The organism is Actinospica durhamensis, assembly GCF_018139695.1.
GTDB lineage: Bacteria > Actinomycetota > Actinomycetes > Streptomycetales > Catenulisporaceae > Actinospica > Actinospica durhamensis.
In genome coordinates this window covers 1-26,402 of the sequence record NZ_JAGSOG010000030.1, presented here as the reverse complement: position 1 = coordinate 26,402, position 26,402 = coordinate 1, and the positions used below count along the sequence as shown (strand labels likewise).

Genomic DNA, 26,402 nt, shown 5'->3' with positions numbered 1-26,402 from the left:
GCTCTTCTGGTGAAGATCGTGCAGAACTCGGCGCAGATACAGAGAGCGGAGGATCTCGGCCGGCAGGGGCTGGACTGGTTGCTGGCACAGGCGCGGCCGACCGGATCCGGGCTGGCCTGGTCGTGGGCACCGAGTGGCGGACAACCCATGCCCGGCCTCTACTACGGAACCTCGGGCGTCATCCTCGCGCTTCTGGAGGGCTGGCGGCACTTTCACGAGGACCGGTATGCCGATGCGGCGCTGCGCGGGGCCCGCTACGTTGCCGAGGCCATCGCGGAGACGACGCACGACTCCCTGTACCTCGGGCTGACGGGCATGGCCTTCGGATTGCGTGCGGCCGACCGGGCCCTGGGCGACGGGCCTTGTGGCGCGGCCGCGGATCGCGCACTGGCGCTCGTTCGGGCGCACTTCGACGGCGAGCGCTGGAACGAGATGTTCGAGCTGATGGCGGGCAACGCCGGGATCGGCCTGGGCGCGCTGGCCGCCGGCGATCCGGAGCTCGCGCTGCTTGCCGTGCAACCGTACGCGCTGCACGCGGACGAAACGGCCGGCGGAGTCAACTGGCAGGTCAGGCCGACACCGCCGCATTCCCATCACATGGCGCACGGGACCCTCGGTATCGCCTACGCCCTGGCCGCGGTCGGCCGAGCCGCCGGCCGCGGCGATCTGATCGAACTGGCCCAGCGCGGCGCCGCCGACGTGGTCTCGCGCAACACGGCAGGGCCAACGGGATTCCTCGTACCTCATTCGAATCCGCCGCACCGCCCGGACATCATCGAGACCTACAGCTACGGCTGGTGCAACGGCCCGGCAGGCGACGCGCAGTTGTTCCGACTGCTCGAGCAGATCACCGGTGACGAACAATGGACCGCCCTGATCGATCGCTGCCGGCACTCCGTGCAGACGTCCGGCCTGCCGCAGCGACTGCGCCCGGGCTTCTGGGACAACAACGGCCGCTGCTGTGGCACAGCCGGCGTTCTGGCGCTCGCCTGCGACCTCCAATGCGATCGCGTCGACGCCGCCGGCACGGACGACTTCGCCGACCTGCTGGCAGCCGACCTGATCGACCGGGCCTCCCTGGACGAAAACGGCGCGAGCTGGGCGAACTTCGAACACCGCAACACACCCGGCGAGCTGGAACCACACACCGGCTGGGCCCACGGAACCGCAGGCATCGTCCCGGAACTGCTCCGCTACGCGCGCATCGCGGCCGGGGGCGACCCGACGTACGCAACCTCGATGCCGGACCACGCGCCGGTGTGTTCAAGTACGGCTGGGAAGAACGGTGATCAACACTGACAGCATTGCGTATTGCAGCGCCGTGAGTATGTGCGGCGAAGCGTAGATCTGCTGAGACCGGCGGCACCCGACACGACAGCACCCAACCGTTCCCGCCGCTCGCCGTGATACCCCAGATACGCGGTCGCGGCCGGGCCGGGGACGACCGCGCAGCAGGCCGCAGACCCTCTATGCGCCGACCGGGGATGACTTCCCGGTTTTGCAGCGCCGGCTGTGGCGACGCGCAGCCCCCTGCGACCAGCCCGATAAGCCCGTTACGCTGCGTCGAAGCGCTCGGTTCCGGCCGTGCCCGGGATCGCCGCGGTCAGTGCGGTCAAACGGTCAAGCGTCGGCTCGACCCGCTTCGCGTGCAGGCGGCCGGGTCCCCAAGCCAGGATCCGTCCGCCCTCGATCCGCCAGCGGAAGCCGGCCGGCCAGGACGTCACTAGGCTGACGACCTCGGGACTCAGGACGAGCCGGGCGAATTCGGGGCTCGTGGTCGTCACCCGGTGCCGACCGTCGAAGTCGGGGACCCCGAGCCGGAACTCCCTACCGGCCACCCGGCTTACGTCGACGGTATGGCGACGACGCACGACCTCCAGGATGGGCGTTCCCGCAGGCAGTGCGTCGACGCAGGCTATCCAGAAATGTCGACAGTCCTCGACGTCCGCGGACGAGTACGACAGCAAGCCGCCGATCTCGATGGACATGTCCCGGTGCCGGCCGCCCACCGATTCGTCGGGCTTGAGAAAGAGGTCGCGGCCCGGACGAATCGGCAGCCCGGCTAACTCCTGCCGGGCACCGGCCCGTCCGTCGGCGACGGCGTCGCGGGCGACCAGCACGCTGGACTGCGGCTGGTGCCAGCCATGCCGGGCGGCCAGCCTGCTGATACGCTTCCGGCGCGCCAGGTCAAGGCGGGCTTTGAGAATCCCGGCCCCGGCTATGAGGACGGCCAAGCCAACGACCAGCGAGCCGACCTGAATAAATGCCCACACGAACGTCTAGATACCACACCGCGCGGTTCAGCGTGCTGCCTTGGGTCGGTGCGCCACGCTGTTTCGCAGCCGCTCGTGATGATGGCGAGGGAAGCGGCGACGGTCGACAACCGGCACGACAGCGCGAGTTGGAGCAGACCCGAACGGCTCAACGTGGCGGCGGAACCCGGGTGTTGACGCCGCCGCCGTCAGAGGGCGAATGAGACGAGTGCGCACATCCGACCACCGGATCGCAAGTTCGCAAGCTATGCACTCACGATGGTTGAGGTTCAAAGACCGGCTCTCAGAACTCGGCACTGTTCAGTTTGTGGCCCCGCCTCAGTCGAGGGTCTTGTCGATCAGGGGTTCGAGCGTGGAGGGGCGTCGTCGGATGTAGCCGATGCGGCCGCTCGGGCCGTCTTCCACCTCGAGGATCCAGTGCATCCAGACGAAGTAGTTTCTGCCGAGGTAGCGGCACTTGAGCAGGAGGCCGTCGCGCTCGAAGGGCTCGAATTCCTCGCCTTTGTAGAGGTAGATGCGGGTGACGGTGTGCCCGTCCACCGTGCGCCGCCCGAGTGGGCCGAGTTCCTCGATCGCGCGGGCCTCGGCGGCTCGGGTCTCGAAGACGTCGGTGCTGTGCTGCTCGAGGGCGGTGAGTTCGGCGCTGGGCAGGTATGCCGGTGAGTTCGCGACATCGGGGAATCGGCAGTGGCGTCTCGCGAACTCCGGGTCGTTGCCGAGGTAGTCGCCGACGGTCAGCCCGTCCTTGTGGCCGCGGTAGACGAAGGGTTCGCCGCGCCAGCTGAAGGTGATCCAATCGCGGGTCCAGGACTCGAGTTGTTCCGGTTGGACCGTCAGCGGGACGGGATCGCGCTCGTCGCCGCACGGCAGGATCTGCACGACGGCGGCCAGTTCGCCGCTGGTCACGCGGAACTCCCGCCCGTCATAGACGGCGTGGTACCGGTAGGGCTCCAACAGCTCGAACGGCGCGTCGGCCGGGTGGATCGCCATAGCGGCAGCCTAAGCCCGCAGGCGGCAACAGTGTTGCGGAAGTCGGCGAGGATGGGTGGGCGAGCGTACGCTGCCACGGGCACCAGGGGCTGGTTGGCGCCGGTTCACTCTTCGCGGTGTTCGCGCCGGTTGCTGTGCGGCACGAGCGACTTCTCGGCCCCGCGCCCGGCCTCGATCCGGATCCGGCGAGGGCGACGGCGACGGCGACGGCGACGGCGACGGCGTTGCGCGACGCACCGGCGGACGACGCCATATTGCAGTCCGGCCGCACCCTGCTCGGCGACCAGCCGCCGGTCTGATCTGCCGACGTGGTCACGGAATGCGGGCTTTTCTTCCGCTCACCACGTTCGTCTGTCTTCCTACATGAACGCGTGGCAGCACGGTGCGATCACCTCTGCCACCCGCAACGCCATGACCGCGCTGCACACCCGTGGCATGGCCTCCACCACGCCAAAACACACGGAGCTCGACGCGCGCGGAGAACAGACCGGGCACGGGCCAGACCCCGTCACGCGCTCGCTTTCGGCAAGGCCAGCCGCATCACGGTGCCCGGTCCGGGAATCCGCTGGTGGGCGCTGACCTGCCCGCTGTGGGTGTCGGCGATCTGCCGCACGATCGACAAGCCCAGGCCCCAGCCGGGTTGCGCACGTGCGGCGGCGGAGCGGTAGAAGCGGTCGAACACGTACGGCAGGTCTTTCTCCGGTATGCCAGGGCCTTGATCCGTGACCTCGACCGTCGCCACGTCCCTGTGCGCGGTCACTGTCACGCGCACCACGCCGCCGTCCGGACTCCACTTCACCGCGTTGTCCACCAGGTTGCCGAGCGCGCGCTCGATTGCGTCAGGGTCCGCATACACCAGGCAGTCGTCCAAGTCCGCCTCGAAGTCCAGGTGCGGGGCCCGCTTCGCCGCACGGGCCACGACGTGGCCGGCCAACAGGTCGAGCCGCACATCCTCGAGGTGCGGCTCGACCTCGCCGTACCGGGCCAGTTCCACCAGGTCGTTGATCAGCATTCTGAGCTCCCCGCCCTGTTCGAGCGCGGCGGCCAGCAGCCGCGGCGCCTGCGGGTCGGCCAGGCCGCCGTGTTCGGCCAGTAGCTCGAGGTTCGTAGTGAGGCTGGTGAGCGGCGTGCGCAGTTCGTGTGAGGCGTCGGCCACCAGGCGGCGCTGCGCCTGCACGGAGCGGTCCAACGCCGTCATCATCGCGGAGAACGAACGCGCCAGCCGGTCGATCTCGTCGCGGCCGCGGGTATCCATCCGGATGGTCAGATCACCGGTCGCCGTCACCCGTTCGATCTTGTCCGTGAGCTCACGCACCGGACGCAGCACCCTGCCGGCCACCAACCTGGCGGTGAGCATGGCGACCAGCGCCGCTCCGAGGATCAGAGCCACGAGCAGCAGCCGCAGCCGGTCCAGCGGCGCCGTCGCGGCCGTCGCCGGCCTGGCCACCTCGACGATCTCGCCAGGGCCGCCGACGGTGGTGGTGTACATGCGGTAGGTCCGACCCTTGAATTGGGTCGTCTCGAACACCGAGCCTTTCTTGCCGACGAGGACTTGCTCCTCGGCCAGTGTCACAGGGCCCAAGGGTGTCGCCTGGCCCATGCGGTCCGAGCCGTCCAGGAACTGGATCACCTCGTCGCCGACCGTGACCACCGGCGGCGGCGCGGTAAGGATCGCGCCGGTTTTCGCCGCCTTGCCGTAGAGCTGCGACATCAAGCCCGGCGCACTGGTGGACGCCTGCACCAGTGAGCCGTCGAGCTGGTCATGGAGATCACGGTCGGCGACCGGGTAGAGCACCAGGGTCGCGGCCAGGAGGGACACCAGGACCGCGAGGCCCCCGACGAGTGCGACCCGGGCGCGCAGGCTCGGCAGGCGCGCCCCCAGCCACCTCACGGCTCCTCGCGCAGGACGTAGCCGAGCCCGCGCACAGTCTGGATCAGCCGCGGCTCACCGCCGGCCTCCAGCTTCGTCCGCAGATAGCTGATATAGACCCACAGTGAGTTCGAGCCGGGACCGAAGTCGTAACCCCAGACCGCATCGAAGATCGCGGCGCGGCTGAGCACCCGCTTCGGGTTGCGCAGGAACAGCTCGAGCATCGCGTACTCGGTGCGGGTCAACGAGATCGGGCGCTCGCCGCGGCGCACCAGGCACTGCGCGAGGTCCAGTTCCAGATCGGCATAGGCGAGCACCTCGCGCGTCTGCCCGCTGCGGCGCAACAGCGCCCGCAGGCGCGCGCGCAACTCGTCCAACGCGAACGGCTTGATCAGATAGTCGTCCGCACCGGCATCGAGCCCCGCGACCCGGTCGGTGATCAGATCTCGCGCGGTCAGCATCAGAATCGGGGTCTCGTCGCGGCGCTGACGCAGAATCCGGCACACCTCGATCCCGTTCGGCTCCGGCATGAGCACGTCCAGCACGATCGCACCGAAACGCTCCGCGGTCGCCTGCCGCAGCGCGGCCTCGCCGCTGTCGGCCTGTGAGACCTGGTAGCCGTCACGGCGCAGCGCGTGAGCGAGTGAGGCCCGCACGGCCTCGTCATCATCAACGATCAATACCTGCATACCAGGCATTGTCGCGCTCCTCACCGGGCCGGGCGACGTCGTGCCGCCCGGCCCTCGATCACCGGTCGGTCTACTGCGACAGCTGCTGCTTGAGCTCGACGAGCACCTGGTTGAGCTGCACCGTGGTCAGGTGCAGGCTCGCGGCGATCGCGGCGAAGCCCGCGCTGTCCGGGTCCTGCTTCGGCGAGCCGCCCAGGGACTGCAGTTCGCGCAGTACCTGCATACCCTGCGCGTCGTCGACGCCAAGCAGCTGCGCGAGCACGTGCGCTGACCGCGTGTCGGACGCCTGGGTCGCGTCCCTACCCGCCGCCCCGCTGCCGAAGACTTCCGCCAGCAGGCTGCGAGCCGAGGTCTCACTCAGGCCGAGCTCGTTGACGATCACGCCCACGGCCTTCGAGCCCTGCGGCGGTACGCCGGTGCCGAGCAGCCCCTTCACTTCCACCAGCGCGGCATCGAGCGCCGCCGGGCTCACGTGGTACCGGGCCGCGAGCTGGCCGATCCAGCCACCCTCCTCCTTCGACGGGGCGCCCGTCTTCGTCTGCGACGTCGCGGCCACCGCCGCCGCGGTCTTGCCCTCCACCGCCGACGTCCCGCCCGAGGCTGCCGCAGCCGACCCGGCCGTCCCCGCGAGCAGTGCCAACGCGGCCGCCGCCGCGCCCATCTTCGCTCTGCTGTGCATCACGGATCCCTCTCCCTGTCCGGCCGGCGTCTCTCGCCGGCCCTGTACCAGGGCACCACCGCGGCCTTCGGTCCACCGTCAGCCGACCTTAGGAAAGCCTCAGACACTCCGTCAGCACCGGAGACGCCATGCTCGAAGACGGCACGCTGCCAATAGTCCGTGTCAGTAGCCCGTGTCTGTAGCCCGTGTCAGTAGCCCGTGCTTGAATGCGAGCCGCATTGGCGGCGTTCAGGAGGGTGTTCAGGTGGGAGCAAGCGCGTGGTATGAGACGGGCCCGTACGATGCTGATCTCGGAGCCGCGCTGCGTGCCGCGCAGGAGATCGCGTTGAACAGTGGTGTCCACGGTGTCAACGTCGAGTCCATTGACGAGCTGTGGCAGGACGAGGACTGGCTCGAGTTCGTCGGCACTGGCGGCACCGGCACCGTGCTCGACATCTGCCGACTGATCGGCGAGGACCAGCCCGATGCCTCCGCGACGCTTCGGCCAATGGGAGCCGGCACGTTCCGCGAGCTGCTGGGCATCTGGCGACGTCCCACCTACGCCGACTTCGTCGAGGGATACGCGATGGACAAGCTGCCGAACCCCGACTCGCGCGGCAGCGCACGGTGCGCCGTGTTGTACCGAGACGAGAAGCCGAGCCAGGTCGTCTATTGGGGGCTCACAGCAGATTGAATCCGGTCGCGTCGAAGGGAACCCGGCGTGGTGGCTTCAGCGGTTTGAACGAGACCCATCAGAACGGTTTGAGTCGCACCCAGTCGGGCGCCTCCACTCGTCACGAAACTTCGGGAGTCTGTGGAGCGGTCGAGGCGACGATGCCCGCTTGAATCGTGACGAGTTGCTCTGGCGGGTATTGCGTGAGATATCTCAGGCTCTGCCTCATGTAGGCGCGCAGGTTGGTATCCAGATGCTTCATCCATCTCGGGTGTGGTTCGCCGCGAATGAACGCCAAGCACGCCAGGGCGTAGCCATGGAGTTCTTGAGTGAGGTAGCCACTGTGGTGGAACGTCGGCCGCCGCTGACTCAGCCCGTAGGTGGCTGCCGCCACGCGATTGGCGCGCGGATCCACCTGGACCTCTACGGCCGCGTTGGCACTGAAGATCCCGAATCCCGTGCACACCGCATGGAGTTCGATGAAGTGCTCGCGTGCCGTGCGTTGTGCCGGGATGCCGACCTGCCCTACGAAGCGAAGATGTCCGAGCATGTGCGCGATGGTTGCCACCAGCGCGATCGGCCGACCCGCCAGGGCCTGGTCGATCGCGAGCACGCTTTCGCCTTCACCGCTGCGAAATGCTCCTCCGGGATAGCCGGCGCACCCGGTAAGCCCCCGCTGGGCGGTGGCACCGCTGCGCACGAGCGGCACCGCGGCCACATGATCGCCCTCCGTCATGCCCATCGCCGCGGCAACACCGTCGACCAGGGCTTGCATCTGATCCGAGGCGCCGACAAACGGGCCAGGGAAGTACTCTGAGGTCGGCAGGACAACAGTGCCCGAGAGCAGGGAGACCCCGAACCGCTCGACAAGCCGAACGTACGATTCCTCGACCCGCTCACGATCGGCCGCCTCGACAGGGCATTGAACGTGATGCCCGAACATCCGGTCCCCCAAGCATTGATCTGCGGAGAAGTGAACCTACCGCACGCTCGCGGCGCACACCACCAGCGGTGATCGGCTCACGGTCGTTGCGCGCCGCAAAGATCGTCGCCGCCGCTGATCGCGGGTACGGAGGTGGCAAGCGCGTGCACGGCACCAACCGGCACGTCGCGGTCGACGCGCTCGGGCCGCTGCTGACCGTGCGGCTGGCGATTGAGCCCTGTGCCGAAAGGCAGATCCACATGGCCGCGCAACGTGCGCTGAAGTTTCCCAACCCGCGCTGACGCAGGCCACAGCGGCCCTGCTCTGTACCGAACGCGCCGGGCACAGCGGCCTTGCCGCCCTTGCCGCCAAAGTCATCTCGTGGCAGGCGCTGATGGCCTACTGGGCCGGCTGGCCGCGGCAGGCGGGCGACTACGCACAGCAGCGCATCGCCCTGGGCGCCGGAGGTTACATCAGCAGCTTTCTTCCAGCCGTCGAAGCACGCGCCCACGCCGCCCTCGGCGACCGGGACGCCACCACAACGGCACTGCGCGCTGCCCAGGACGCGGCCGACCGTTACCAGGCCGCGGACCTGGACGAACTCTGCGGCGTTTTCGCCTTCCCCTACTGCCGCCACGCCTACTTCAGCGCCGAAGCCCACGTTCTGCTCGATCCCGCCTCCCCCGAGGCTCTTCGAGCAGCCGGTGCCGCCCACGTAGCTCCGGCCGGACCGCAACCCGGTCCTCCCGCACATCGACGGCCGTGGCGGGCCACCCGCAACATCCCGAATGTCGGATAGTTGCACGACTGCTCTGAATGCGCTCGAGGCCTCCGGGTCCGGTCGCGCCGATCTCTTCCGGCCAGGGCGCATGGTTCGGCGCCGAGCGGGTAGCCAGCGGTATCGCTCATTGCCGCCGAGGAGGATCCGTGCCCAGCTCGATCGATGTCCGCAGACACTCGCGGGCACGGGGATGTCCGTGAGCCGCGCGGTCTCCTACGATGGGAACTCAGCGGACACCAGGGATGCACGGCGCGGGGGGACGATGCGGACCGTATGGAATACCGCGTCGCCCGGCCTCTCCGACGCGGTGACGCCCGAACCCCGCCGCGCGACGCTCGCGGAGGAACAGCTCACGATCCTGGTGGCCGAGGATGACCCGGCCGACGCCCTCTTGGCGGTGGAACTGCTCGAGGACTCCGCCCTGGCAGCGAGGGTCAGCTGCGTGCCCACGGCGCGCGAGGCCGTGGCCGCCGTGCGCGCGGGCGGCATCGACTGCCTCATCCTCGACCTGCACCTGCCGGACCTGCACGGTATCGGCGAGATAGGCTCCTGGCTGCCGGAGCTCGCCACCACCAGCGTGGTCGTGATGACAGGGCTCGACGACCGGGCGGCCGGGCTCGCCGCGGTCCGGGCCGGCGCGCAGGACTACCTGGTCAAGGGTCAGGTGGAACCCGAGTGGTTCGGCCGCACGATCCGCTACGCGGTCCAGCGCAAGCGCACCGAACGCGCCACGGCGGACCTGCGCGCGGCGCGCTGGCGCGCGGCCGAGAACGTGCGGCTGGAGCGGGGCCTGCTGCCGACACCGCTGGTGCGCGACGCGCCGATCGCGGTCACCACCCGCTATCTGCCGCACCGCGAGGGAGCGCTGCTCGGCGGGGATTTCTTCGACGCGGTCGAGACCGCCGACGGGACGGTGCACGCCGTGATCGGCGACGTCTCCGGGCACGGGCCGGACGAGGCCGCGATCGGGGTCGCGCTCCGCGTGGCCTGGCGCACGCTCGTCCTGACCGGCCAGGAAGGCGCGGTGCTGCTCGAGAGCCTGGAACGGCTGCTGCTGGCCGAGCGCGGCGACACCGAGACGTACACGACCCTCGCCATGGTCAGCTGGCGGCCGGGCGACGCCGCCGCGCACCTCATCCGGGCCGGGCATCCGCAGGTCTTCACCCGGCGCGCGGGCGCGATCACGCTGCACGACGGCGCTCACGGCCCCGCGCTCGGTCTCGTGCCGGGCCTCTCCACGTGGCCGGCTGCTTCCATTCCACTCCCTCCGGGCGAGGAACTCGTCCTGTACACCGACGGCCTGTACGAGAACCGGGACGAACACGGGCTGCTGTGGGGCCAGGAGAGGATGCTGCTTTTCGCCGAAGGTCTGGCCGCACTGGCCGACGGCGAGTTCGTGGACGGGCTGATCGCGGCGACCCGCGACCGCACCGGCCGCGGCGACAGCGACGACGTGGCGGTGCTGCACCTGCGCCGTACCGCGAGCGGAACCGGGGCGAACGAGGATGGCGTGGAAACGGAAGAGGACAACGGTCGATGAGCGTGTTCAGATCCACCGGTCGGCTGGGCGTCCGGGGCTGGTTCTACGCCGTGATCGCGACGATGACCGTGCTCGTCGTGCTCTTCAGCGTCATCGGTGCGGTGCTCCTCGACCGCGCGTCGCAGGCTTCGGACACGCTGGTCAACCGGGTCGGCCCGGCGCGCACGGCACTGGTCGACATGGAGGGCGCGCTCACCGACGAGGAGACGGGCGTGCGCGGCTATCTGCTCAGCGGAGAGTCGGACTTCCTCCAGCCCTACACCGAAGGCCAGACCCAAGAGGTCCAGGACACGGCGCAGATCAAGTCCCTGCTCGCGGACAGCCCCGCAGCCCTCGCGCAGCTGGCCTCGGTCCAGCGGGCCGTCGCCGCCTGGCGGAGCGACTACGCGGTGCCGTTCATCGCCGCGGCCCGGGCCAAGAAGTCGGTCCCCGACACCGAGATCGCCGCGAGCAAGACGGCGTTCGACCACCTGCGCGCCGTGTTCGGCACGGCGCGCGACGAACTCACGGCGGAAGCAGCCGCCGATCAGACGCACCTCGACCACCTCGACCGGGTCCGCGACGGCGCCTTCATCGCCATGCTCGCCGTCTTTCTGATCACCGTCTGCCTGATCGCCGGACTGGTCCAGATCGCCGTGCTCCGACCGCTGCAGCGCCTACGCGCCGAGGCCGAGACGGTCGAGCGGGGTGACTTCGACGCGCCGTTCACCGCCGCCGGCCCGCACGAGATCCAAGTGCTCGGCAGCGCACTCGAGGCCATGCGTGCGCGACTGACCAACGCGCTCGTGTCGGCCGAACGCCAGCGGGCGGCCGTGCACCGGCAGAAGGAGGTCCTGGACGCCCAGACGACCGAACTGCGCCGCTCGAACGAGGAGCTCGAGCAGTTCGCCTACGTCGCCTCGCACGACCTCCAGGAGCCGCTGCGCAAGGTCGCCTCGTTCTGCCAGCTGATCGAGAAGCGTTACGGCGCCGTCCTCGACGCACGCGGCAAGCAGTACATCGACTACGCGGTCGACGGCGCGAAGCGTATGCAGATCCTGATCAACGATCTGCTCGCGTTCTCCCGCGTCGGGCGACTGAACGACCGGCGCGAACGCTTCGAGCTCGAGGGCTGTCTCACCGACGCGATCGCGGGCCTCCAACTCGCCGTGGCCGAGACCGACGCGGCGATCCGGACGGACGGGCCACTGCCGGCCGTCTCCGGAGACGCCACCCTCATCGGCATGCTCTGGCACAACCTGATCGGCAACGCGATCAAGTTCCGCTCCCCGGACCGTGCCCCCGAGATCGACGTGGCGGCCGAACCCGACCCGGACCACACCGGCATGGTCCGGGTGACCGTGACGGACAACGGGATCGGCATCGCGCCGGAGTTCGCAGAGAAGGTGTTCATCATCTTCCAACGCCTGCACTCCCGGGAGGCTTACCCGGGCACCGGGATCGGCCTCGCGCTGTGCAAGAAGATCGTCGAGCACCATGGCGGGCAGATCTGGATCGAGCCGGGACGGGCGCTCGGAACCCGGTTCGTCTTCACCCTGCCGAGCGCCGAGAACCCCGCAGAACAGCCCGTCCAAGCCGCCGCGCCCCTCCCGGCCGCGCGCGGCTCGGAGCTCGTGACAGAATCCGATCACCCGTATCCGGCGGCCGTCCAGGCCGCCCCCGAAACAGAGGCAGCCGCGCCGTGAACCCCATGTCCGTAACCGCACCGATCGACGTGCTGCTCGTGGAGGACGACCCGGCCGACGAGCTGATCACCCGCGAAGCCTTCGCGGACAACAAGATCGGCAACACCCTGCACGTGGTCCGCGATGGACAGGAGGCGCTCGACTTCCTCTTCCGCCGCGGCGCCCACACCGCAGCGGTACGGCCTGACCTCATCCTGCTGGACCTGAACCTGCCCAAATACGACGGGCGCGAGGTGCTCCAGCAGATCAAAACCGACGTGGACCTCTCCAGCATCCCGGTCGTCGTCCTGACCACCTCCTCGGCCGAGGAGGACGTCCTGCGCAGCTACCGCCTGCACGCCAACGCCTACGTGACCAAGCCGGTCGACCTCGACCAGTTCGTCTCCGCGATCCGGCAGATCGACGACTTCTTCCTCACCGTCGTCAAGCTCCCCAAGGCGCGCAAGGTCTGACAGGGCGGGCCGGCTGGCTTCTACGTTTGCCGGTGTCGTCGTCGCGTCCTCGTATCAGGGCCACTTGTGAACTCCTCACGGGGACGCCCTTGGTCCTTGCCTATGCGGCCGCGGCAGCCAGTACCTGGAATCGGCTGATCGGCTGATCGCGGTGGCGATTCCACTGCCCGCCAACAGCGGAATCGCCCGCCCTCGACGCCCTCGCGATTGGTCGGGCGGCAAAGGCTCGATCAACGCCCACTGGGCATCGTCAACGGCACACCCAGGCGCCGATCGGATGATCTCAAAGATTCGCCCCAGTACTGTAGAGATCTTTAGCACGTCGGCAGCTGGGCGCAGCTGTGGGGGCATTCATCGTGTTCAACATGATGGTTACTCTCCCCTGCCGGAGCGTCGAACTGGTGAGCGTCGTGTTTTACTTGGCTCACTACGGAGCCAGGGGAGGGCGAACGTGAAGATCGATAATGATGCGATTGGCTTTGAGGGGAAGAGTAGCCAACGCGCAGGGTGGAGCCGTCGCAGGTTCGTGACGGCGACGAGTGCGTCTACGCTGGTGGTCGCGGGCAGCGCCGCGATGACCTCGTGCACGGCAGCGGCGGCTCCGGCGGCCGAGGAGGCCGCCGCCTTCAATCCGGCGGGCGGCAGCTGGCTCGGCCAGATCGCGAGCGCCGTGGGCGCGAGCGTCATCGAAGATGCTCTGACCAAAGGGCTCAAGGACGTCGAGAATTTCGCGTTCTCCGCCTGGAACACGAAAGTTGAGAACACGGTCTCGAACTCGGCGTCGACCGCACCGTTCACCTACGTCTACGGCGACTATTGGGCCCACCGGGTCCCGCCGGTGGTCCTCGTGGGCATCACCCAGAAAGTTTCCAACCCGTTGACGGACAAGATGCTCGCCTGCGTGAATTCAGGCCAGGATTCGGTCCTTTTCGAGGCGTGGGCATGGCAGGCGCTGTCGATGTTGATCAATGACCTGACCTCGGGCAAGACGGGCGCGGACCTCACCGGATTCCAGGCCCTGTGCCTGATCAGCCTCATCCCGTGCGGAAAGTCCCCGAAGACCGGTCGAGTCCGGAGGGGCTGGTCGACTGGATGACCTACGTGACGCGGAACGGCACGGTCGAGATTTCGCGGCACAAGGAGCCCGATGGGACTTACCGTGCGACGATCCAGGCGGATGGGATACCAGACGCGAAGGGGAACGCGACGGTGAAGGATTACCCGCTTCCGACCGCGGTGGCCTCCCCGGACACTTCAGACTAGAACCGTCCAAGAGTCCGGATTGTTCGGCGCGTTGCCGGATGCGAATGCTGATAGTTGCGAATGCCGATAGTGGTGCCGACGCGCACGTGCTTGGTGGCGTCGGCGCCACTCGGACCAGCACGGGTGCTGAACAGGTCCGGCGAGCTCCCGGGTCGGGCACGTCTGCCATCCTTGGCCCGTGCTCATAGTGGGATACGAAGAAGATCAGTTGGTGGCCGGCGAGGCACTACTGGACACCCCGGGGTTTTGGGCGTCATACCTGATCTGGCTGTGCGACTCGGACGGCGATGAGGATGATGACCACCCCAGCCCAGAATGGTTCGGCGCCACCGACGAGGAGGCTGACGCCGCCTACGAGGCGTTGAGTGACGAGTCTCGATGGCCCGTCTTCCGGATTCCGTTCCACGGAGGCCACACAGCCGTGGTGTTGGAACGTAACTTCCCCGAGGACGGCGGTACCGAGTATGCCATCGTCCACCCTGAATGGGGGCGGCCAGGCTTTCTCGCCACCATCGATGGGCATCAGGCCGGGCCAGGTCTGTCTTGGCGTGAACTCGTGTACATCGCCGAGAATCCCGATGCCGCCGCCGCAGGCATCCAGGACCCGCAGCAGCGCCTCCTGATGCTGATCCCGGCGCTCGGCGACGTCGAACTTCCCGATGAGGCCGCAGCGGTGGTCGGCCGAGCGCTCGTCTCCGTCGGCTGCCCAGCGGAGTCGGCTTCCCGGATCGCCCTCCGGCTGCTCGACAGCCCGATGTGGAAACCAGCGCGCTGGACCCGCCCTGACCGACCAGCGGCGGATGGCGAGCCGGTCTTCGCTGGAATCCTCGAGTGCGACGGCCAACTGAGCCCGCGCCGCGGCGTGCAGCTGGCTCAGGGCATCACCCGAGAGCAATGCGACCGGCTTGCCAGGGCATTGGGAACCTGGCCGGTCTGACCGGCTCCAGTGCCCGTGCCCCGGCGTGGAGTGTGTCCGGCGAAGCCCGCTGGGCTTCGCCGCCGCTCTCATGGCACGCGACCGTCCGGTGGGCGGTATCGATGTGGGCATAGCCTGCGCGATTCCTCTGCGCGGCGACCTTGCACGCGGTTTAATGAGCGTACTGATGACCTGGCGGTCTGGGGGTGGGAGCGTGGTCCGCCGTGCTCGCGGCTGGGTGTCTTTTGCGCGCTTGGCGGTGCAGCCGCTGTTCGTCGGCGCGGTGGGTCTGGGGATGGGTCTGGCGGTCAACGCCGCGACCGGGACTTCGCATTGGCCGGGGCCGCTGGAGTGGATTCGGCAGCACCCATGGCAGGCTGCGGGGATCTTGGTCGCGCTCTCAGTCGGGTACAGGGCCGTGCAACTGTGGCGCAACCGCAACGGCCAGGTCTACGAGTTGTTGCCCGGGATCGTTCCCGCGGCGCCGGCGTGGACGGTGGAGCGCGCAGAAACCGCGGCCGTCGTTCGCGAGGTCATGAGGGCTTCGAAGCAGGGCGGTGCAGTCGGTATCACCACCGCAGTACACGGCGCGGGTGGGTTCGGCAAGACCACCCTCGCCCGTCTGGTGTGTACTGACAGGAAGGTGCGGCGGCGGTTCGGGGACCAGGTTTACTGGGTGACCGTCGGCTGGGGCACGCGTTCGCGAACCGAAATCGCCGAAGTGATCGTCGAAGTGGCCCGTCTGGTCGCTGGGGATGCGACCAGGTTCGACGACCCGATGCGGGCCGGCGCCCACCTCGGCTCACTGCTCGGCCGGGCCCGCCGGCCGGTGCTGCTGGTACTCGACGACGTGTGGGAGCAGAGCCAGCTCGACCCGTTCCTGCTCGGCGCGCCGAACTGCGTACGGCTGGTCACCACGCGGGTCAGAAACCTGTTGCCGTCGGGCACCGCCTCGGTTCTGGTGGACCGCCTGACCGGGCCTCAGGCCAAAGCAGTTCTTTCCACCGACCTCCCGGGGTTGCCGGACGACCTGATCGTGCGGCTGGTTGCGGCGTGCGGGAGCTGGGCGCTGATGCTACGCCTTGCCAACCGGTGGATCGTCGGAATGGACCGGACCGGCGTGGACACCGCCAAGCACTCCCGCATGTTGCTCAGCCTGCTCGAAGCGGGACCGACCGCCGTGAACCGGGTCGGCGAAACGGCCGAGATCGCCGATCCCGCCAGGCGCAACGCAATGGTGCAGGCCAGTGTGCAGGCTTCCCTCGACCTGCTGCCGCACGGCACGGCCGATCGGTTCATGGAGCTCGGGGCTTTCGCACCCGACGATCCGATCCCCATCCCCCTGCTGGCCCGGCTCTGGCAGGCGGCGGGACTCGACGAGGTCGCCACCCGCCAAGTCTGCGAGGACCTCGAACGCCTCGCACTACTCACGCTCGACTCGTCCCACGGCGGCGCGGTGCTTCTGCATGACGTCTTGCACGGCTATGCCCGCGCCGCTCTCGGCGACGCCGGACGGCGCGCTGTCAGCCGGCGTCTTGTCCTGGCCATCGAGGCCGGCCTGCCCGCGATAGAACCGTTGAGGCTCTCGGAACCGCAGCCGCGGGTAGCGTGGTGGCGACTTGACCAGGCCGGCGACGGGTACCTCCTCGATCACATCGTCGAGCACCTGCAGCAGGCCGGCGACACAGAGCAGGCCTTCGCCGTGGCCAAAGACCTGCGATGGATCGACGTACGAGCGCGCCAGCGCGGACCGGCTGCACCGATGAGCGACCTCACTCGTATCGGCACCCTCGAGGCCGCGCACCGCGCGGCGGCTCTGGAACGCATCACCCATCTGCTCGCGCCGGCCGAACCGGCCGATGCCGTCACCGACACGCTGCACAGCTACCTGCAGCCCCTTCCGGCCTGGCGAGATCAAGCCGATGCGCTGGCCGAGCAAAAGTGTGACCGCGCCCGCCTGATCAACGCCTGGCCTCCGCCGGACTTGGCGAGTACGGCGTTGGTTCGTGTCCTGACCGGCCACACCCGAAGCGTGCTCGCTTTGGCGATCAGCCCCGACGGCACCTGGCTCGCCAGCGGCGCAGCCGACAAAACCATACGGATCTGGGATCCGGCGACCGGGAAGAGCACCGCCGTCCTGCACGGCCACACCAGCTATGTCCTCGGTGTGATCATCGGTCGCGACGGCGGGATTCTGGTCACCAACGGCGGCCACGATCGCACCGTACGGGTCTGGGACGCGGCGACCGGAAAGGCCACAGCCGTCCTCAGGGGCGACGGCAAGATCATGGCCGTGGCGCTCAGCCCCGACGGCACCTGGATCGCGACTGCAGACGAGAACGGGACTGTGCGACTCTGGGAAACCACTACCGGGGCTGCCACCACTGTCCTGGAGCCCGAGATCCTGATCATGAGTCTGGCGATCAGCACGGATGGCGCGTGGCTCGCGGGCACGGGCGACGGAGGGGGATTGTGGATCTGGGACCGCTCAAACCCGGCATCGGCCGTCACGCTCGACTACGCCGGTCCCGAGCACGAGGTGTCAACAAGCTCCGACGGTATGTGGAGTGCCACAACCACGCGCAGCGCCTTCGCATACACCACGTGCGTCTCCCATCATGTGACAGGGGCGAGCGCCACCGTCATGGAGGATTCCGTCGGCGATGTGAGTCAATGCGCGATCAGCCCGGACGGCGCCTGGATCGCCACCGCCAGCCGGTCATGGACCGACTTCAATGTGCGGATCTGGGATACCGCGCTGATCGCCGGGAAGACCGCATCCACAGCTGGGAGCCACGGCGAGGGAATATCGGCCATGGCCGTCAGTCCTGACGGCACATGGCTCGTGACCGGCCACGGGGACGGGACGGCGCGAATCCGGGACCTGACCACCGGACGAATCAGGACTGCGCTCGGGCAACACGACCGAGACATCTTCCACAGGGCCTTCACTGCGTTGGCCGTCAGCCCCGACGGCGCCTGGATCGCCACACTCGGCGGCGCTGGGACGGTGCGAGTCTGGAATCCGACCACCGGTCGGGCCACTGCCCTTGACGAACGCGCACGCGCGGTGGCTTTCGGCCCGGACGGCATCTGGATCGCCGCCGCCGACAACGAGGGTCCGGCGCAGGTCTGGAACCGCTCGACGGGAGCAGGCATCGCTATCCTGAATGTCCACGACTCTTCGGTGGCCGCGGTGGCCGTCAGCCCCGACGGCGGTCGGCTGGTCGTCGCAGCCTACGGCGAAACGACATGGATCTGGGACCTGGCTGCCGGGAAGGTCTCTGCGACCCTCGAGAACCGCGGGCAAGCCACGGCCGCGGTGGCTGTGAGCCCCGACAGTACGTGGATCGCGACAGTCGGCAGAACAGATCGCATGATTCGCATCTGGAATATGTCAGGCCATTGCGTAGCCGCTGTCAGGACTGATGGCGAGCTGACCTCCGTGGCCTGGGGGAAAGACCTCTTCGTCGGCGGAGCGCATGGAGTCTACTGCTACCGGTTCGTTCCCGGCCGAAGCGACTTGCCGAGGTAATCCCTGAGGCGACGGCGGCCGCGGTCTACGCTCACCCTGTCGTTGGTGTGGGTGAGCAGGCTGCCTGGTGCGCTTGCGCGACCATCGCCACGCGTCCGCGGCAGGCGTGTGCGATGCTCGAACGCATGCGGATCGACGTGCTGGGAGGCTGCGGGGCCTGGCCCGAGGCCGGATCGGCGTGCAGCGGTTTCCTGGTCGAGCACGAAGGGTTCCGGCTGCTCCTTGACGCGGGCTACGCCACATTCCCCCGGCTGCTCGAACTGATCCCGGCCGCGGCTCTCGACGCGGTGCTGATCAGCCACGGCCATCCCGACCACTGCGCCGACCTCAACCCCCTGCTGCGAGCACGCGCCCTCGCCGACAGCCCGCCGCCGGCGTTGCCGGTGTTCGCGCCGCCCGCCGCGCTCGACGCGGTTCTGGCGCTGGACCGGCCCGGCATGCTCGACCCGGCGATCGCGCTGCAGGAGTTCGAGCCGGGCCAGACGCTGTCGATCGGCCCGTTCGAGGTCCGGACCCGCCTGCTGCCGCACTGGTTGCCCAACGCCGGAGTCCGCCTCGAAGCCGGCGGGACCGTCCTCGCCTACACCGGCGACAGCGGGCCGCACCCGGCCGTCGTCGAACTGGCCCGCGGCGCCGATCTCCTGATTGCGGAAGCGACCTATATCGAGCAGGTCCCGAACGACAGCGCCACCTACCTGACCAGCGCGGCGCAGGCAGCCGTACAAGCAGCGCAAGCCGACTCCGGCAGGCTCCTGCTGACGCACCTCTCCCCCGGCACCGACGCCGACCAGGCCGCAGCCGTCGCGGGCAGAGCCTTCCCCGGCCGCATCGACGTCGCGCGCAGCGGGCTGCGCGTCACGCTCTAACGCGGCCGCTCGTGCCCGATCCGGACACGCCGCGCTTTCCGATCATCTGATCGTTGCCTGGGAGTGCCGCTGGCCATCGCCCTAGGCCTGCTCGGGGATGGGTCGGGTCCCCCTTCAGGTCGGCGTTTCACCCGCGCAGGGCGGAGGCGAAGATCGCGGCCAGTGCGAGCAGATTCGGGCGCGCGGTGAAGGGCACCAGCTTTCGCATTGTTGTGACGGCTGTCCGGTCGGTGACGAAGTACGGGGGTCGTGGTGAGAGCGACGCAGAGCCGGTGAACAGCCCGCGCGGCGCCGGGGCGAAGGGTGCGCGCAGAATCGTCTTCTCGATCCCCTCGAGCGCGAAGGCGTTGTGCACGAATCCGATTCCGCTGCCGATGTTCTGCCGCGTGTGGCCCGGATGCGCGCCCCATGGGGTGTATCCGAGCAGGAAGCCGACTCCCGACCAGCAGTTGACCCCGACCGTGCCGTAGCGCAGTTCGTCGATGGTGGCGCGCACGGCCGGGCCGTGTGCGCGCTCGGTGCGCGGGTGGAGCAGGAGCGTCGCCCCCAGCGTGCCGGGCAGGACGTGGTTGGCGAAGTCCACCGCGTTCGCGAGGAACTCGGGGGCGCCGGTGCCGGGCAGCCGTACGACGCCGAGCACGCTGGCGAAGACCTCGTCCGTCAGTAGCCGGTCGGCACTGTCCGGCTGGATGGCGTCGACCAGCAGTCGCTGCGGGGTGGTGGCGCCCGCGCCGGCAAGTCGCTCGGCGTCGGGGTGGGCCGCGCAGACCGCGTCGATCCGCTCGCGCGCACCCGGATAGTAGTCGGGGCGCTCCGGCAGAGAGCGCAGCACGGCCCGGATCTCGGCGAGCAGCCTGTCCGAACCCTCCCACTCGGCGGGCAGCACCAGGATCTGGCTGGCGATGCAGTTGTGCCCGGAGTTGTTCATCTTGCTGGTGACGATGTGCTCGGCCTGGAACCGGAAGTCGGCCGCGCTCCACGGGCCCGGGGCCACGATGCACGGGCTGATGCCGCCGAGTTCGCTGGTCAAGGGCTTCTCGAGGATCGGGCGGTCTTCGCGCCGCCGGCCCCCGGCGTCGGCATCGGTGCCGTAGACGAGCGCGTCGTGGGTGCGCTCGCTGCCGGTCACGTGGATCGAGGCGACGTCCGAATGGGTGACGAGGTAGGCTCCCACGGCCGCACCGCCGTCCACGAAGCGCAGCCAGCCGCGTTCCACGAACTCACCGAAGACGTGCTCGAAATGCGGCCTCAGGTAGGCGTTGACGGGGTTCATCTTCGCGACGACGACCTGGCCCTCGGCGTAGAGCTTGTGCAGGATGTCGAGCGCGGTGATCGCCGCGACGTTGCCCGCGCCCAGCACCAGGGCGACGCCCGGGCGCCAGTCCCGGCCCGCGTACGCCCGGCCGGCCGAGACCCGCGCCTGTGTCACGCTGCAGGACGGCAGCATTCTGACGCTTGCGCTGAACCCGTTCAGCAGCAGTCTGTCCCACCCGCTCGCCGGGAACACCTCGACCCAGGTCCGCCCGTCCCGTTCGGCCACCGTCCCGGGCGGCAACACCGGCCTGCCCTCGGCCAGTCGCCGCACCACCCGCAACATCGCCCTGATGTTCTGGACCAGGGCCCACGGGCCGCCGGCCCAGTCCTCCCCCGCCCACGGCGAATCCGCACGGTAGCCCTTGGCCGCCGCCGCGTCCGCGACCATCGCTTCGGCGCGTTCGAGAACGCGCGGGAGCATCCGCTCGAGCAACGCGGCACGCTCGGTCAGCTCCGTCTCCGTCCAGGACCGCGCCGCCGATGCGAGCTCGGAGAGCGCACGATCGCAGAGCGCGGAGTCGAAGGCCTGTTCTACGGGCATCATGATCCTTCCTTGGCCGGAGCCAGGTTCGCGGCGTCCCGCTCCGCGTCGATGAGCCAGAGGGCTGCGATGGCGCCGATGAGCAACAGTGCGCCGGAGAGTACCGCGGCGTCGCGGTATCCGGCCATGGCGTGCGCGTCGATCAACTTGCCGATCACCGCGGGGCCGATCAGTCCGGCGAGGGTGGCGGCGGCGTTCATCGTCCCGAGGGCACCGCCCCGCCGCACCGCCGGAACGAGTTCGACCGCCGTGGCGGCGGCGATGCTGCTCATCGGTCCGGCGAAGACCGTCCCCGCGATCAGCAGGGCGACCGCTGCGCCGTGCGATGCCGCGGGGACCGCCAGCATCGCCGCCGCCGCGACCAGCAGGAGCACCCCGCCCACTCGGCCACGTGCCACTCGACTCGCGACGCCGCGGCGCAGCAGCCATCCGGTCATTCCCGCCTGCCCGAAGATCACCACGATCGACAACGCCCAGGCGAGCCCCACCAGCTTCGACGCGCTCGTGCTCGAGTAGCCCAGGGCGTTCTCGAGATAGGAGGGCATCCAGACCAGAGCGAACGCCACCACCCAGTACGTGGCGAAATACGCGAGCGTCACGCCGACCCATGTACGTGTTCTGATGATATCCCGATAGCGCGGCGGCCGCGTGTCGGACGCGGTGTCAGGTGTCACGGGCCGGTCCGCCGCCGGGTTCTCCCGGCCCAGCAGGAGCCAGAGCACCGCCCACAGCGCTCCGGCGACGGCGACCGTGCCGAATGCCGCACGCCAGCCGTGCCTGTTCATGATCGAGGTGACCACCGGGCTCGCCACGACCACGCCGAGGGAGGTGCCCGCGAGCACGAGTGACGCGGCGAGGCTGCGGCGGCGGTCCGCGAACCAGGACAGCGCCGTGTGCTGAGCGATCGGGTACGCGGGCCCCTCCGCCGCGCCGAGCAGCACCCGCGAACCGACCAGGACCGCGATCCCGCCGCCGAGCGCGAGCGGGCCTTGCGCCAGGGACCACAGCAGCGCCATGCCCAGCAACAGCCCCCGCGACGGTACCCGGTCCGCCAGAATTCCCACGGCGGCGCCGGACAGCGAGAAGAACAGGAAGAACGCGCTGTTGGCCAGACCGTAAGAGGTGGCCGACAGGTGCAGGTCGGCCCGGATGGGATCGGCCGCAAGCCCCAGCACCGCCTTGTCGGCGAAGTTGATCATCATGAAGACCACGAGCAGGGCCGTGACGACCCACGCGCGCCCTCGATCGGCGGCGGGCGACACGGGGAGTGCGAGCGAGGGTGCGACGTCGGTGTCGGACACGAGAGCTCCGCGGTGCGAGGAAGGGATGGGACGGCGGTGCAGGCAGTTCAGGACAGCGGCACGCCGGCGATCGCGATCCGCTCCATCACGCGCCGCTGCGGGTGGTAGTCGTTGATCGCGTAGTGCTGGGTGGCGATGTTGTCCCAGATCGCGACGGACCCGGGCTGCCAGCGGAAACGCACCTGGTACTCCGGCACGCGCGCCTGCAGGAACAGCTCGCGGAGCAACTCCTCGCTCTCGGCCTCGGGCATGCCCACGATGTGCGTGGTGAAGGGCCGGTTGACGTAGAGGGTCTTGCGCCCGGTGACCGGGTGGCGCACCACGACGGGGTGCTCGGCACCGGGCTGGAGCGGACGCAGCGCGGCGATCTGATCGGGCGTCATCGCCTGGCCCCAACTCGGCTCCCAGTCGTGAACGGCGCGCAATCCCTCGAGGCGGTCCTTGAGCTCCTGGGTCAGGTTGTCGTAAGCGGCCCCCATGTCCGCCCACAGCGTGTCGCCGCCGGCCGCAGGCACCTCGACCGCTCGCAGAATGCTGCCCCGAGCGGGTGCCGCCATGAACGAGTGGTCGCTGTGCCAGATGTTCTCGGTGGCGATCGTGGACGCGTCCTTGGCCAGCCGGGAGATGCCGGCCGTCTCGGTCTTGCCGAAGAACGGGTTCGGCTCGGGCTCGCCCCAGATCGCGGCCAGCGCGAGGTGCGCGGCGTGGTCGAACTCGTGCTGATCGCGGAAGAAGAGCACCTTCCACTCAGCCAGCGCCGCGCGCAGCTCGGCCGCGAGCTCGGCGTCGAGCGCGGCGTCGAAGTCCACCCCCTCGACCTCGGCGCCGATGTGGCCGGTCAAGGGGTGCAGCACCAGTCGGGTGTAGACGTTCTCCGCGGCGTCCGGGCCGGTACGCGCGAGTCGACGAGGCCCGACGAAGGCCACGGACCGGTCCGGGTTGACGGTGCTGACGGTTGCGCGCATGGATGCCTCCGTGACAGAGCCGATTTACGTGAACGGAAGTAACGATAAGATTCCGTGAACGGCAGTATCGCTATTCGTCGGCCTGTGCACAAGAGGGGGTGCCGGGGACGCCGCCGCGCCAGCGGACACGCGCGGGTGATCCGGTCCGGTCGAGGGACTCAGCCGAGGGATTCGGTCTGCGGACTCGGTCGAGGTACTCGGGCGAGGGCGAACGAACTCCGGATGCGGCCGTAGCCGCTGGAGGACGCCGCAACCTGCGGCCGGACCCGGCTTCGCCGGCGAGCTCAGGTCGCGGCGCGTACGACGAGGTCGAGCACGCTCTCGGCGAACCCCTCGTCCGGCGGCAGGCCTTCGATGACCACACGCATCAGCAGCGACGACGCGATCACGGTGACCGCGGCGCCGACGTCCAAGTCGGCCCTCACCTCGCCGCGCCGGATGCCGCGCTCGAGGATCTCCCGGGTCTGCGCGGTGGTCCGGGCCAAGTAGGCGCTGTAGGCCGGGCGCTCCTCATCCGCCTCGGCGGCCGCGGCGATCAGCCCGGCGAACAGTCGGGCCGAGCCCGGCAGCGCGTACGCCACGAGCCTGGCCCTCAGCACCATGCGCAACTCGGCCCGGAAATCACCGAGATCGGGCACTGACAGCGGCCCCAGCCGGGACTCCGCCGCCGCGAGCAACAGCTCCTGCTTGCCCGGCCAACGCCGGTAGAGCGCGGGCTTGCTCACCCCCGCCCGCACCGAGACCGCGTCCATGGTCACCGCGCCCAGGCCCGACTCGGCCACCAGCTCGAACACCGCATCGAACACGTCGCCCTCGACGCGTGCCTCGCGGGGCCGCCCGCGAACGCGCTTCTCCGTCGTCGGCGAGTCGTCCATCGTCACCAGGATAACGGCGGAGCGAGTCCGAGCCTGCGCGGCATGCACCGCCAGGCCCCCACCGGTCACACAGACCGCTGAGACAGGCCCTTCAGAGGCGGGGCGGGAGCGGATCGGCTGCTCTCACCGCGTTGCGGCCTGCGGACTTAGCTTGGTACAGCGCGGCGTCGCCGGCGGCACGCAAGCCGGCCCCGTCGTCGGCGTGGTCCGGCACCCTGGCCACCCCGACGCTGACGGTCAGCGGCTGGGGCCAGCTCGCCGCGGCGTCCTGGACCGCCTGCCGCAGTCCCTCGGCCCGCTCGATCGCCTCCGCGCACGAACAGTCGGTGAGCAGTACGCCGAACTCCTCCCCGCCCACACGGGCGACCATGTCGGTGCGCCGCACCGCATCGGCCAACAGGTCCGCGAGTCGGCGCAGCGCCGCGTCTCCGGCCGGGTGGCCGGCCGTGTCGTTGATCTTCTTGAAATGATCGACGTCGATGGCGAGCAGCGAGAACGGATCGCCGTGGCGCTCGTACACCAGTAGTTCCCTGTCCAGGAACTCCTCGAAGGCCCGCAGGTTCGCCAGCCCGGTCAGCGCGTCGGTGCGCGCCTCCCGACGCAGCTGCGCCAGCAGGACATCGATCCTCCGCCGCATCGAGATGACGACCACCATCGAGAACAGCAGCGTCGCCGCGACATCCAGCCACACTCCGAACACGTGCGCGGTATGGGCGACGGCGGCGACGACGCCGAACGCCGCCAACCCCACCCCCAGCGTGATCCACGCCAACGGCTCCGGCAGCAAGTACCCGGCGTACAGCACCGGCCAGAGCATCAGTGTCTGCCCGAACAGAGTGCTCGTGTGCGAGAGAACCGCCGACGCGCAGATCAGGACGTACGCGGCTGAGGGAAAGCCGTAGAGCATCGCCATCGACACCCGGTCACGGGCCAGGATCAAGCACACTCCCGACACCGCGCTCACCGCGCACACCAGATACACCCCCGGGCGGTATCCGCTGACCAGCTCGGGCGCGCTCCCGGCCAGCGAAGCGGTGACCCCGGCGCTCAGCATCGCACCGGCCAGCAGCAAGCCGCCGGCGATCAACGCGGCGAACCGAGGTGTGACCGGCCCCGCGCTCGCCGCCTGGGTCGATCGCGCGAGTGGTGCCGGGAGCATGAAGCGAAGCTACCGAGATCGCCGCGGCGCGACACGGCGACACGCAGGCACACGCCCCCTCGTGTCAGTGTGCGCAGTTGACCGATTCGCTCGCGCCGTCGGCGAAGTGCCGGTGCTTCCAGATCGGCTCCCGGGCTTCGATCACCTCGACCACGCGTGCGCACGTCTCGAACGCGGCCTGTCGGAGGGCGGTGGCGACACTCGTGATGATCGCGGCGTCGCCGATGGCGAGGGGCCCGGTGCGGACGCTGCCGGCCCTCGACGTCACGCGCACCTCCAGAACTCGAGCGGATCGCGGCCCGCGCGGAATCCGGCCGCAGAGGCGACGCGAGCGGCTTCGCGGAAGCCGTGCGCGAGTGCGTCGGGGTGGTGCGCGTCGCTGGCGAAGGTGATGGTGCGACCGCCCTCCTGGCGCCACCAGGTGAGGATCTCGGGGTGCAGCGGCACCTTCGTGCTCAGCTCGAGGGTCTTGCCGGCGCCGGCGAGCATGCGCAGGACGTGGCGGTATTCGTCCTCGAAGTCGTGCGGGTCGTACGGCTTGGCGCCGGCGGGCCAGGACCGGACCGGGTAGTCGATGTGCGCGAGGATCTCGAACCGGGGGAACCGCTCGATCAGCCGCCCGATCTCGGCCAGATAGGCCCGTACCACCTCGCCGGGCGCTTGGTCCTCGTATCGGTCAGAGACCTCCGTGAAGCCGCGGCCGTCGGCGGTGGGCGCGGAGTGCACCGAGGCCAGGACCCGCTCGAGGCCTGTGCTCTCCAGCAGCCGCGTGGCCTCGGCCGGATACCAGTGCGGCTCGCTCAACTCCACCCCGGAGATGATCCGCAGCCCGGGATGCCGCACCTGGCACCGTTCCAGGCATTCGAGATAACCGGCGACGTCCAGCGGCGGCGGCGTCAACACGCCGTCGGAGAAGAAGCCCTGCCACTCCGGCGGGACGAACTGCGGCGGCAGCGTCCACGGCGCGAAGTCCGCGTGCTCCGTGAACGCCACGGCAGGCAGACCGAGCTCGACCGCCCGCGCGCAGGTGCGTTCCATCGACCCCGCCAGCGCGTCCCACGACCACTGGCTGTGCACGTGATTGTCCGGCGGCACCATGCGACCCCTGTCATCGGCCCCGCCACCGTACACCGC

The 26,402-nt window shown here is 69.3% G+C and carries 25 protein-coding genes; 12 read left to right on the top strand and 13 right to left on the bottom strand.

Features of this window, described 5'->3' with window-relative positions; genetic code table 11:
• The first annotated feature begins 9 nt into the window (after positions 1-9).
• Entirely contained in the window at positions 10-1,299 is a 1,290-nt protein-coding gene (locus KDL01_RS09240; protein ID WP_212527968.1) for a lanthionine synthetase LanC family protein, read from the top strand.
• A gap of 254 nt (positions 1,300-1,553) precedes the next feature.
• On the opposite strand, the gene KDL01_RS09235 is transcribed toward KDL01_RS09240, so the two are convergent.
• Positions 1,554-2,120 carry a hypothetical protein gene (locus KDL01_RS09235; RefSeq protein ID WP_212527967.1) on the bottom strand — a complete coding sequence of 189 codons (567 nt, stop codon included), beginning with the start codon at positions 2,118-2,120 and terminating at the stop codon, positions 1,554-1,556.
• Between the two features lie 471 nt (positions 2,121-2,591).
• Complete coding sequence (locus KDL01_RS09230; protein WP_212527966.1) at positions 2,592-3,263, bottom strand: hypothetical protein; 672 nt, start codon at positions 3,261-3,263, stop codon at positions 2,592-2,594.
• Positions 3,264-3,379: 116 nt separating this feature from the next.
• Here KDL01_RS09230 and KDL01_RS09225 point away from each other — a divergent pair, with 116 nt between their 5' ends.
• Positions 3,380-3,562, top strand: a complete 183-nt coding sequence (locus KDL01_RS09225) for a hypothetical protein (RefSeq protein WP_212527965.1) — start codon at positions 3,380-3,382, stop codon at positions 3,560-3,562.
• 209 nt (positions 3,563-3,771) lie between these two features.
• Here KDL01_RS09225 and KDL01_RS09220 read toward each other — a convergent pair whose 3' ends face one another.
• The 3 genes from KDL01_RS09220 to KDL01_RS09210 all read right to left on the bottom strand — a co-directional run bounded on the left by KDL01_RS09220 (position 3,772) and on the right by KDL01_RS09210 (position 6,504).
• Positions 3,772-5,154: a HAMP domain-containing sensor histidine kinase gene (locus KDL01_RS09220; RefSeq protein WP_212527964.1), complete on the bottom strand. Its 1,383-nt coding sequence runs from the start codon at positions 5,152-5,154 to the stop codon at positions 3,772-3,774.
• Entirely contained in the window at positions 5,151-5,822 is a 672-nt protein-coding gene (locus KDL01_RS09215; protein ID WP_212527963.1) for a response regulator transcription factor, read from the bottom strand. The genes KDL01_RS09220 and KDL01_RS09215 overlap by 4 nt, the downstream gene beginning before the upstream one ends.
• A 70-nt stretch (positions 5,823-5,892) precedes the next feature.
• Positions 5,893-6,504 carry a hypothetical protein gene (locus tag KDL01_RS09210; RefSeq protein ID WP_212527962.1) on the bottom strand — a complete coding sequence of 204 codons (612 nt, stop codon included), beginning with the start codon at positions 6,502-6,504 and terminating at the stop codon, positions 5,893-5,895.
• Positions 6,505-6,703: 199 nt separating this feature from the next.
• Between KDL01_RS09210 and KDL01_RS09205 the strand changes: the two genes are divergently transcribed.
• Complete coding sequence (locus KDL01_RS09205; protein WP_212527961.1) at positions 6,704-7,174, top strand: hypothetical protein; 471 nt, start codon at positions 6,704-6,706, stop codon at positions 7,172-7,174.
• 100 nt (positions 7,175-7,274) lie between these two features.
• Here KDL01_RS09205 and KDL01_RS09200 read toward each other — a convergent pair whose 3' ends face one another.
• Positions 7,275-8,096 carry a hypothetical protein gene (locus tag KDL01_RS09200; RefSeq protein WP_212527960.1) on the bottom strand — a complete coding sequence of 274 codons (822 nt, stop codon included), beginning with the start codon at positions 8,094-8,096 and terminating at the stop codon, positions 7,275-7,277.
• A 68-nt stretch (positions 8,097-8,164) separates the two neighbouring features.
• Between KDL01_RS09200 and KDL01_RS09195 the strand changes: the two genes are divergently transcribed.
• From KDL01_RS09195 to KDL01_RS09155, 9 genes are all read left to right on the top strand, one after another.
• Entirely contained in the window at positions 8,165-8,377 is a 213-nt protein-coding gene (locus tag KDL01_RS09195; protein ID WP_212527959.1) for a hypothetical protein, read from the top strand.
• Positions 8,378-8,469: 92 nt separating this feature from the next.
• Positions 8,470-8,874, top strand: a complete 405-nt coding sequence (locus tag KDL01_RS09190; RefSeq protein ID WP_212527958.1) for a hypothetical protein — start codon at positions 8,470-8,472, stop codon at positions 8,872-8,874.
• 244 nt (positions 8,875-9,118) lie between these two features.
• On the top strand, positions 9,119-10,396 hold the full coding sequence (locus KDL01_RS09185; RefSeq protein ID WP_212527957.1) for a PP2C family protein-serine/threonine phosphatase: 1,278 nt from the start codon (positions 9,119-9,121) through the stop codon (positions 10,394-10,396).
• Positions 10,393-12,081 carry a sensor histidine kinase gene (locus KDL01_RS09180; protein WP_212527956.1) on the top strand — a complete coding sequence of 563 codons (1,689 nt, stop codon included), beginning with the start codon at positions 10,393-10,395 and terminating at the stop codon, positions 12,079-12,081. Before KDL01_RS09185 ends, KDL01_RS09180 begins: the two co-directional genes overlap by 4 nt.
• 5 nt (positions 12,082-12,086) lie before the next feature.
• On the top strand, positions 12,087-12,533 hold the full coding sequence (locus KDL01_RS09175) for a response regulator (RefSeq protein ID WP_212527955.1): 447 nt from the start codon (positions 12,087-12,089) through the stop codon (positions 12,531-12,533).
• Positions 12,534-12,984: 451 nt separating this feature from the next.
• Complete coding sequence (locus tag KDL01_RS09170) at positions 12,985-13,629, top strand: hypothetical protein (protein WP_212527954.1); 645 nt, start codon at positions 12,985-12,987, stop codon at positions 13,627-13,629.
• 345 nt (positions 13,630-13,974) lie between these two features.
• The gene (locus tag KDL01_RS09165; RefSeq protein WP_212527953.1) at positions 13,975-14,733 is read left to right on the top strand and encodes a hypothetical protein; all 759 of its coding nucleotides are present in this window, start codon (positions 13,975-13,977) and stop codon (positions 14,731-14,733) included.
• A gap of 238 nt (positions 14,734-14,971) precedes the next feature.
• Positions 14,972-18,247 (top strand): NB-ARC domain-containing protein, encoded by a 3,276-nt coding sequence (locus KDL01_RS09160; RefSeq protein WP_307846198.1) that lies wholly within the window; start codon positions 14,972-14,974, stop codon positions 18,245-18,247.
• Between the two features lie 125 nt (positions 18,248-18,372).
• Positions 18,373-19,113: an MBL fold metallo-hydrolase gene (locus KDL01_RS09155; protein ID WP_212527984.1), complete on the top strand. Its 741-nt coding sequence runs from the start codon at positions 18,373-18,375 to the stop codon at positions 19,111-19,113.
• 127 nt (positions 19,114-19,240) lie between these two features.
• Here KDL01_RS09155 and KDL01_RS09150 read toward each other — a convergent pair whose 3' ends face one another.
• The 7 genes from KDL01_RS09150 to KDL01_RS09120 form a co-directional block, all read right to left on the bottom strand.
• Positions 19,241-20,971, bottom strand: coding sequence for an aldehyde dehydrogenase family protein (locus tag KDL01_RS09150; RefSeq protein ID WP_212527951.1), 1,731 nt, complete (start codon positions 20,969-20,971; stop codon positions 19,241-19,243).
• Positions 20,968-22,269: an MFS transporter gene (locus tag KDL01_RS09145; protein WP_212527950.1), complete on the bottom strand. Its 1,302-nt coding sequence runs from the start codon at positions 22,267-22,269 to the stop codon at positions 20,968-20,970. The genes KDL01_RS09150 and KDL01_RS09145 overlap by 4 nt, the downstream gene beginning before the upstream one ends.
• Before the next feature lie 47 nt (positions 22,270-22,316).
• On the bottom strand, positions 22,317-23,234 hold the full coding sequence (locus tag KDL01_RS09140; protein ID WP_212527949.1) for a TauD/TfdA dioxygenase family protein: 918 nt from the start codon (positions 23,232-23,234) through the stop codon (positions 22,317-22,319).
• A gap of 284 nt (positions 23,235-23,518) precedes the next feature.
• Entirely contained in the window at positions 23,519-24,109 is a 591-nt protein-coding gene (locus KDL01_RS09135; RefSeq protein WP_212527948.1) for a TetR/AcrR family transcriptional regulator, read from the bottom strand.
• A 91-nt stretch (positions 24,110-24,200) separates the two neighbouring features.
• Positions 24,201-25,268: a GGDEF domain-containing protein gene (locus KDL01_RS09130; RefSeq protein WP_212527947.1), complete on the bottom strand. Its 1,068-nt coding sequence runs from the start codon at positions 25,266-25,268 to the stop codon at positions 24,201-24,203.
• A 64-nt stretch (positions 25,269-25,332) separates the two neighbouring features.
• Positions 25,333-25,536: a molybdenum cofactor biosynthesis protein MoaE gene (locus KDL01_RS09125; protein ID WP_212527946.1), complete on the bottom strand. Its 204-nt coding sequence runs from the start codon at positions 25,534-25,536 to the stop codon at positions 25,333-25,335.
• Positions 25,533-26,399, bottom strand: a complete 867-nt coding sequence (locus KDL01_RS09120) for a PHP domain-containing protein (protein ID WP_368861536.1) — start codon at positions 26,397-26,399, stop codon at positions 25,533-25,535. Before KDL01_RS09120 ends, KDL01_RS09125 begins: the two co-directional genes overlap by 4 nt.
• Positions 26,400-26,402: the final 3 nt, after the last annotated feature.

Coding starts and splice junctions, on each gene's coding strand:
- KDL01_RS09200 (WP_212527960.1), bottom strand. CDS start 8,096: ATGTTCGGGCATCACGTTCAATGCCCTGTCGAGGCGGCCGATCGTGAG.
- KDL01_RS09135 (WP_212527948.1), bottom strand. CDS start 24,109: ATGGACGACTCGCCGACGACGGAGAAGCGCGTTCGCGGGCGGCCCCGC.
- KDL01_RS09215 (WP_212527963.1), bottom strand. CDS start 5,822: ATGCAGGTATTGATCGTTGATGATGACGAGGCCGTGCGGGCCTCACTC.
- KDL01_RS09175 (WP_212527955.1), top strand. CDS start 12,087: ATGTCCGTAACCGCACCGATCGACGTGCTGCTCGTGGAGGACGACCCG.
- KDL01_RS09190 (WP_212527958.1), top strand. CDS start 8,470: ATGGCCTACTGGGCCGGCTGGCCGCGGCAGGCGGGCGACTACGCACAG.
- KDL01_RS09180 (WP_212527956.1), top strand. CDS start 10,393: ATGAGCGTGTTCAGATCCACCGGTCGGCTGGGCGTCCGGGGCTGGTTC.
- KDL01_RS09140 (WP_212527949.1), bottom strand. CDS start 23,234: ATGCGCGCAACCGTCAGCACCGTCAACCCGGACCGGTCCGTGGCCTTC.
- KDL01_RS09130 (WP_212527947.1), bottom strand. CDS start 25,268: ATGCTCCCGGCACCACTCGCGCGATCGACCCAGGCGGCGAGCGCGGGG.
- KDL01_RS09185 (WP_212527957.1), top strand. CDS start 9,119: ATGCGGACCGTATGGAATACCGCGTCGCCCGGCCTCTCCGACGCGGTG.
- KDL01_RS09155 (WP_212527984.1), top strand. CDS start 18,373: ATGCGGATCGACGTGCTGGGAGGCTGCGGGGCCTGGCCCGAGGCCGGA.
- KDL01_RS09150 (WP_212527951.1), bottom strand. CDS start 20,971: ATGATGCCCGTAGAACAGGCCTTCGACTCCGCGCTCTGCGATCGTGCG.
- KDL01_RS09230 (WP_212527966.1), bottom strand. CDS start 3,263: ATGGCGATCCACCCGGCCGACGCGCCGTTCGAGCTGTTGGAGCCCTAC.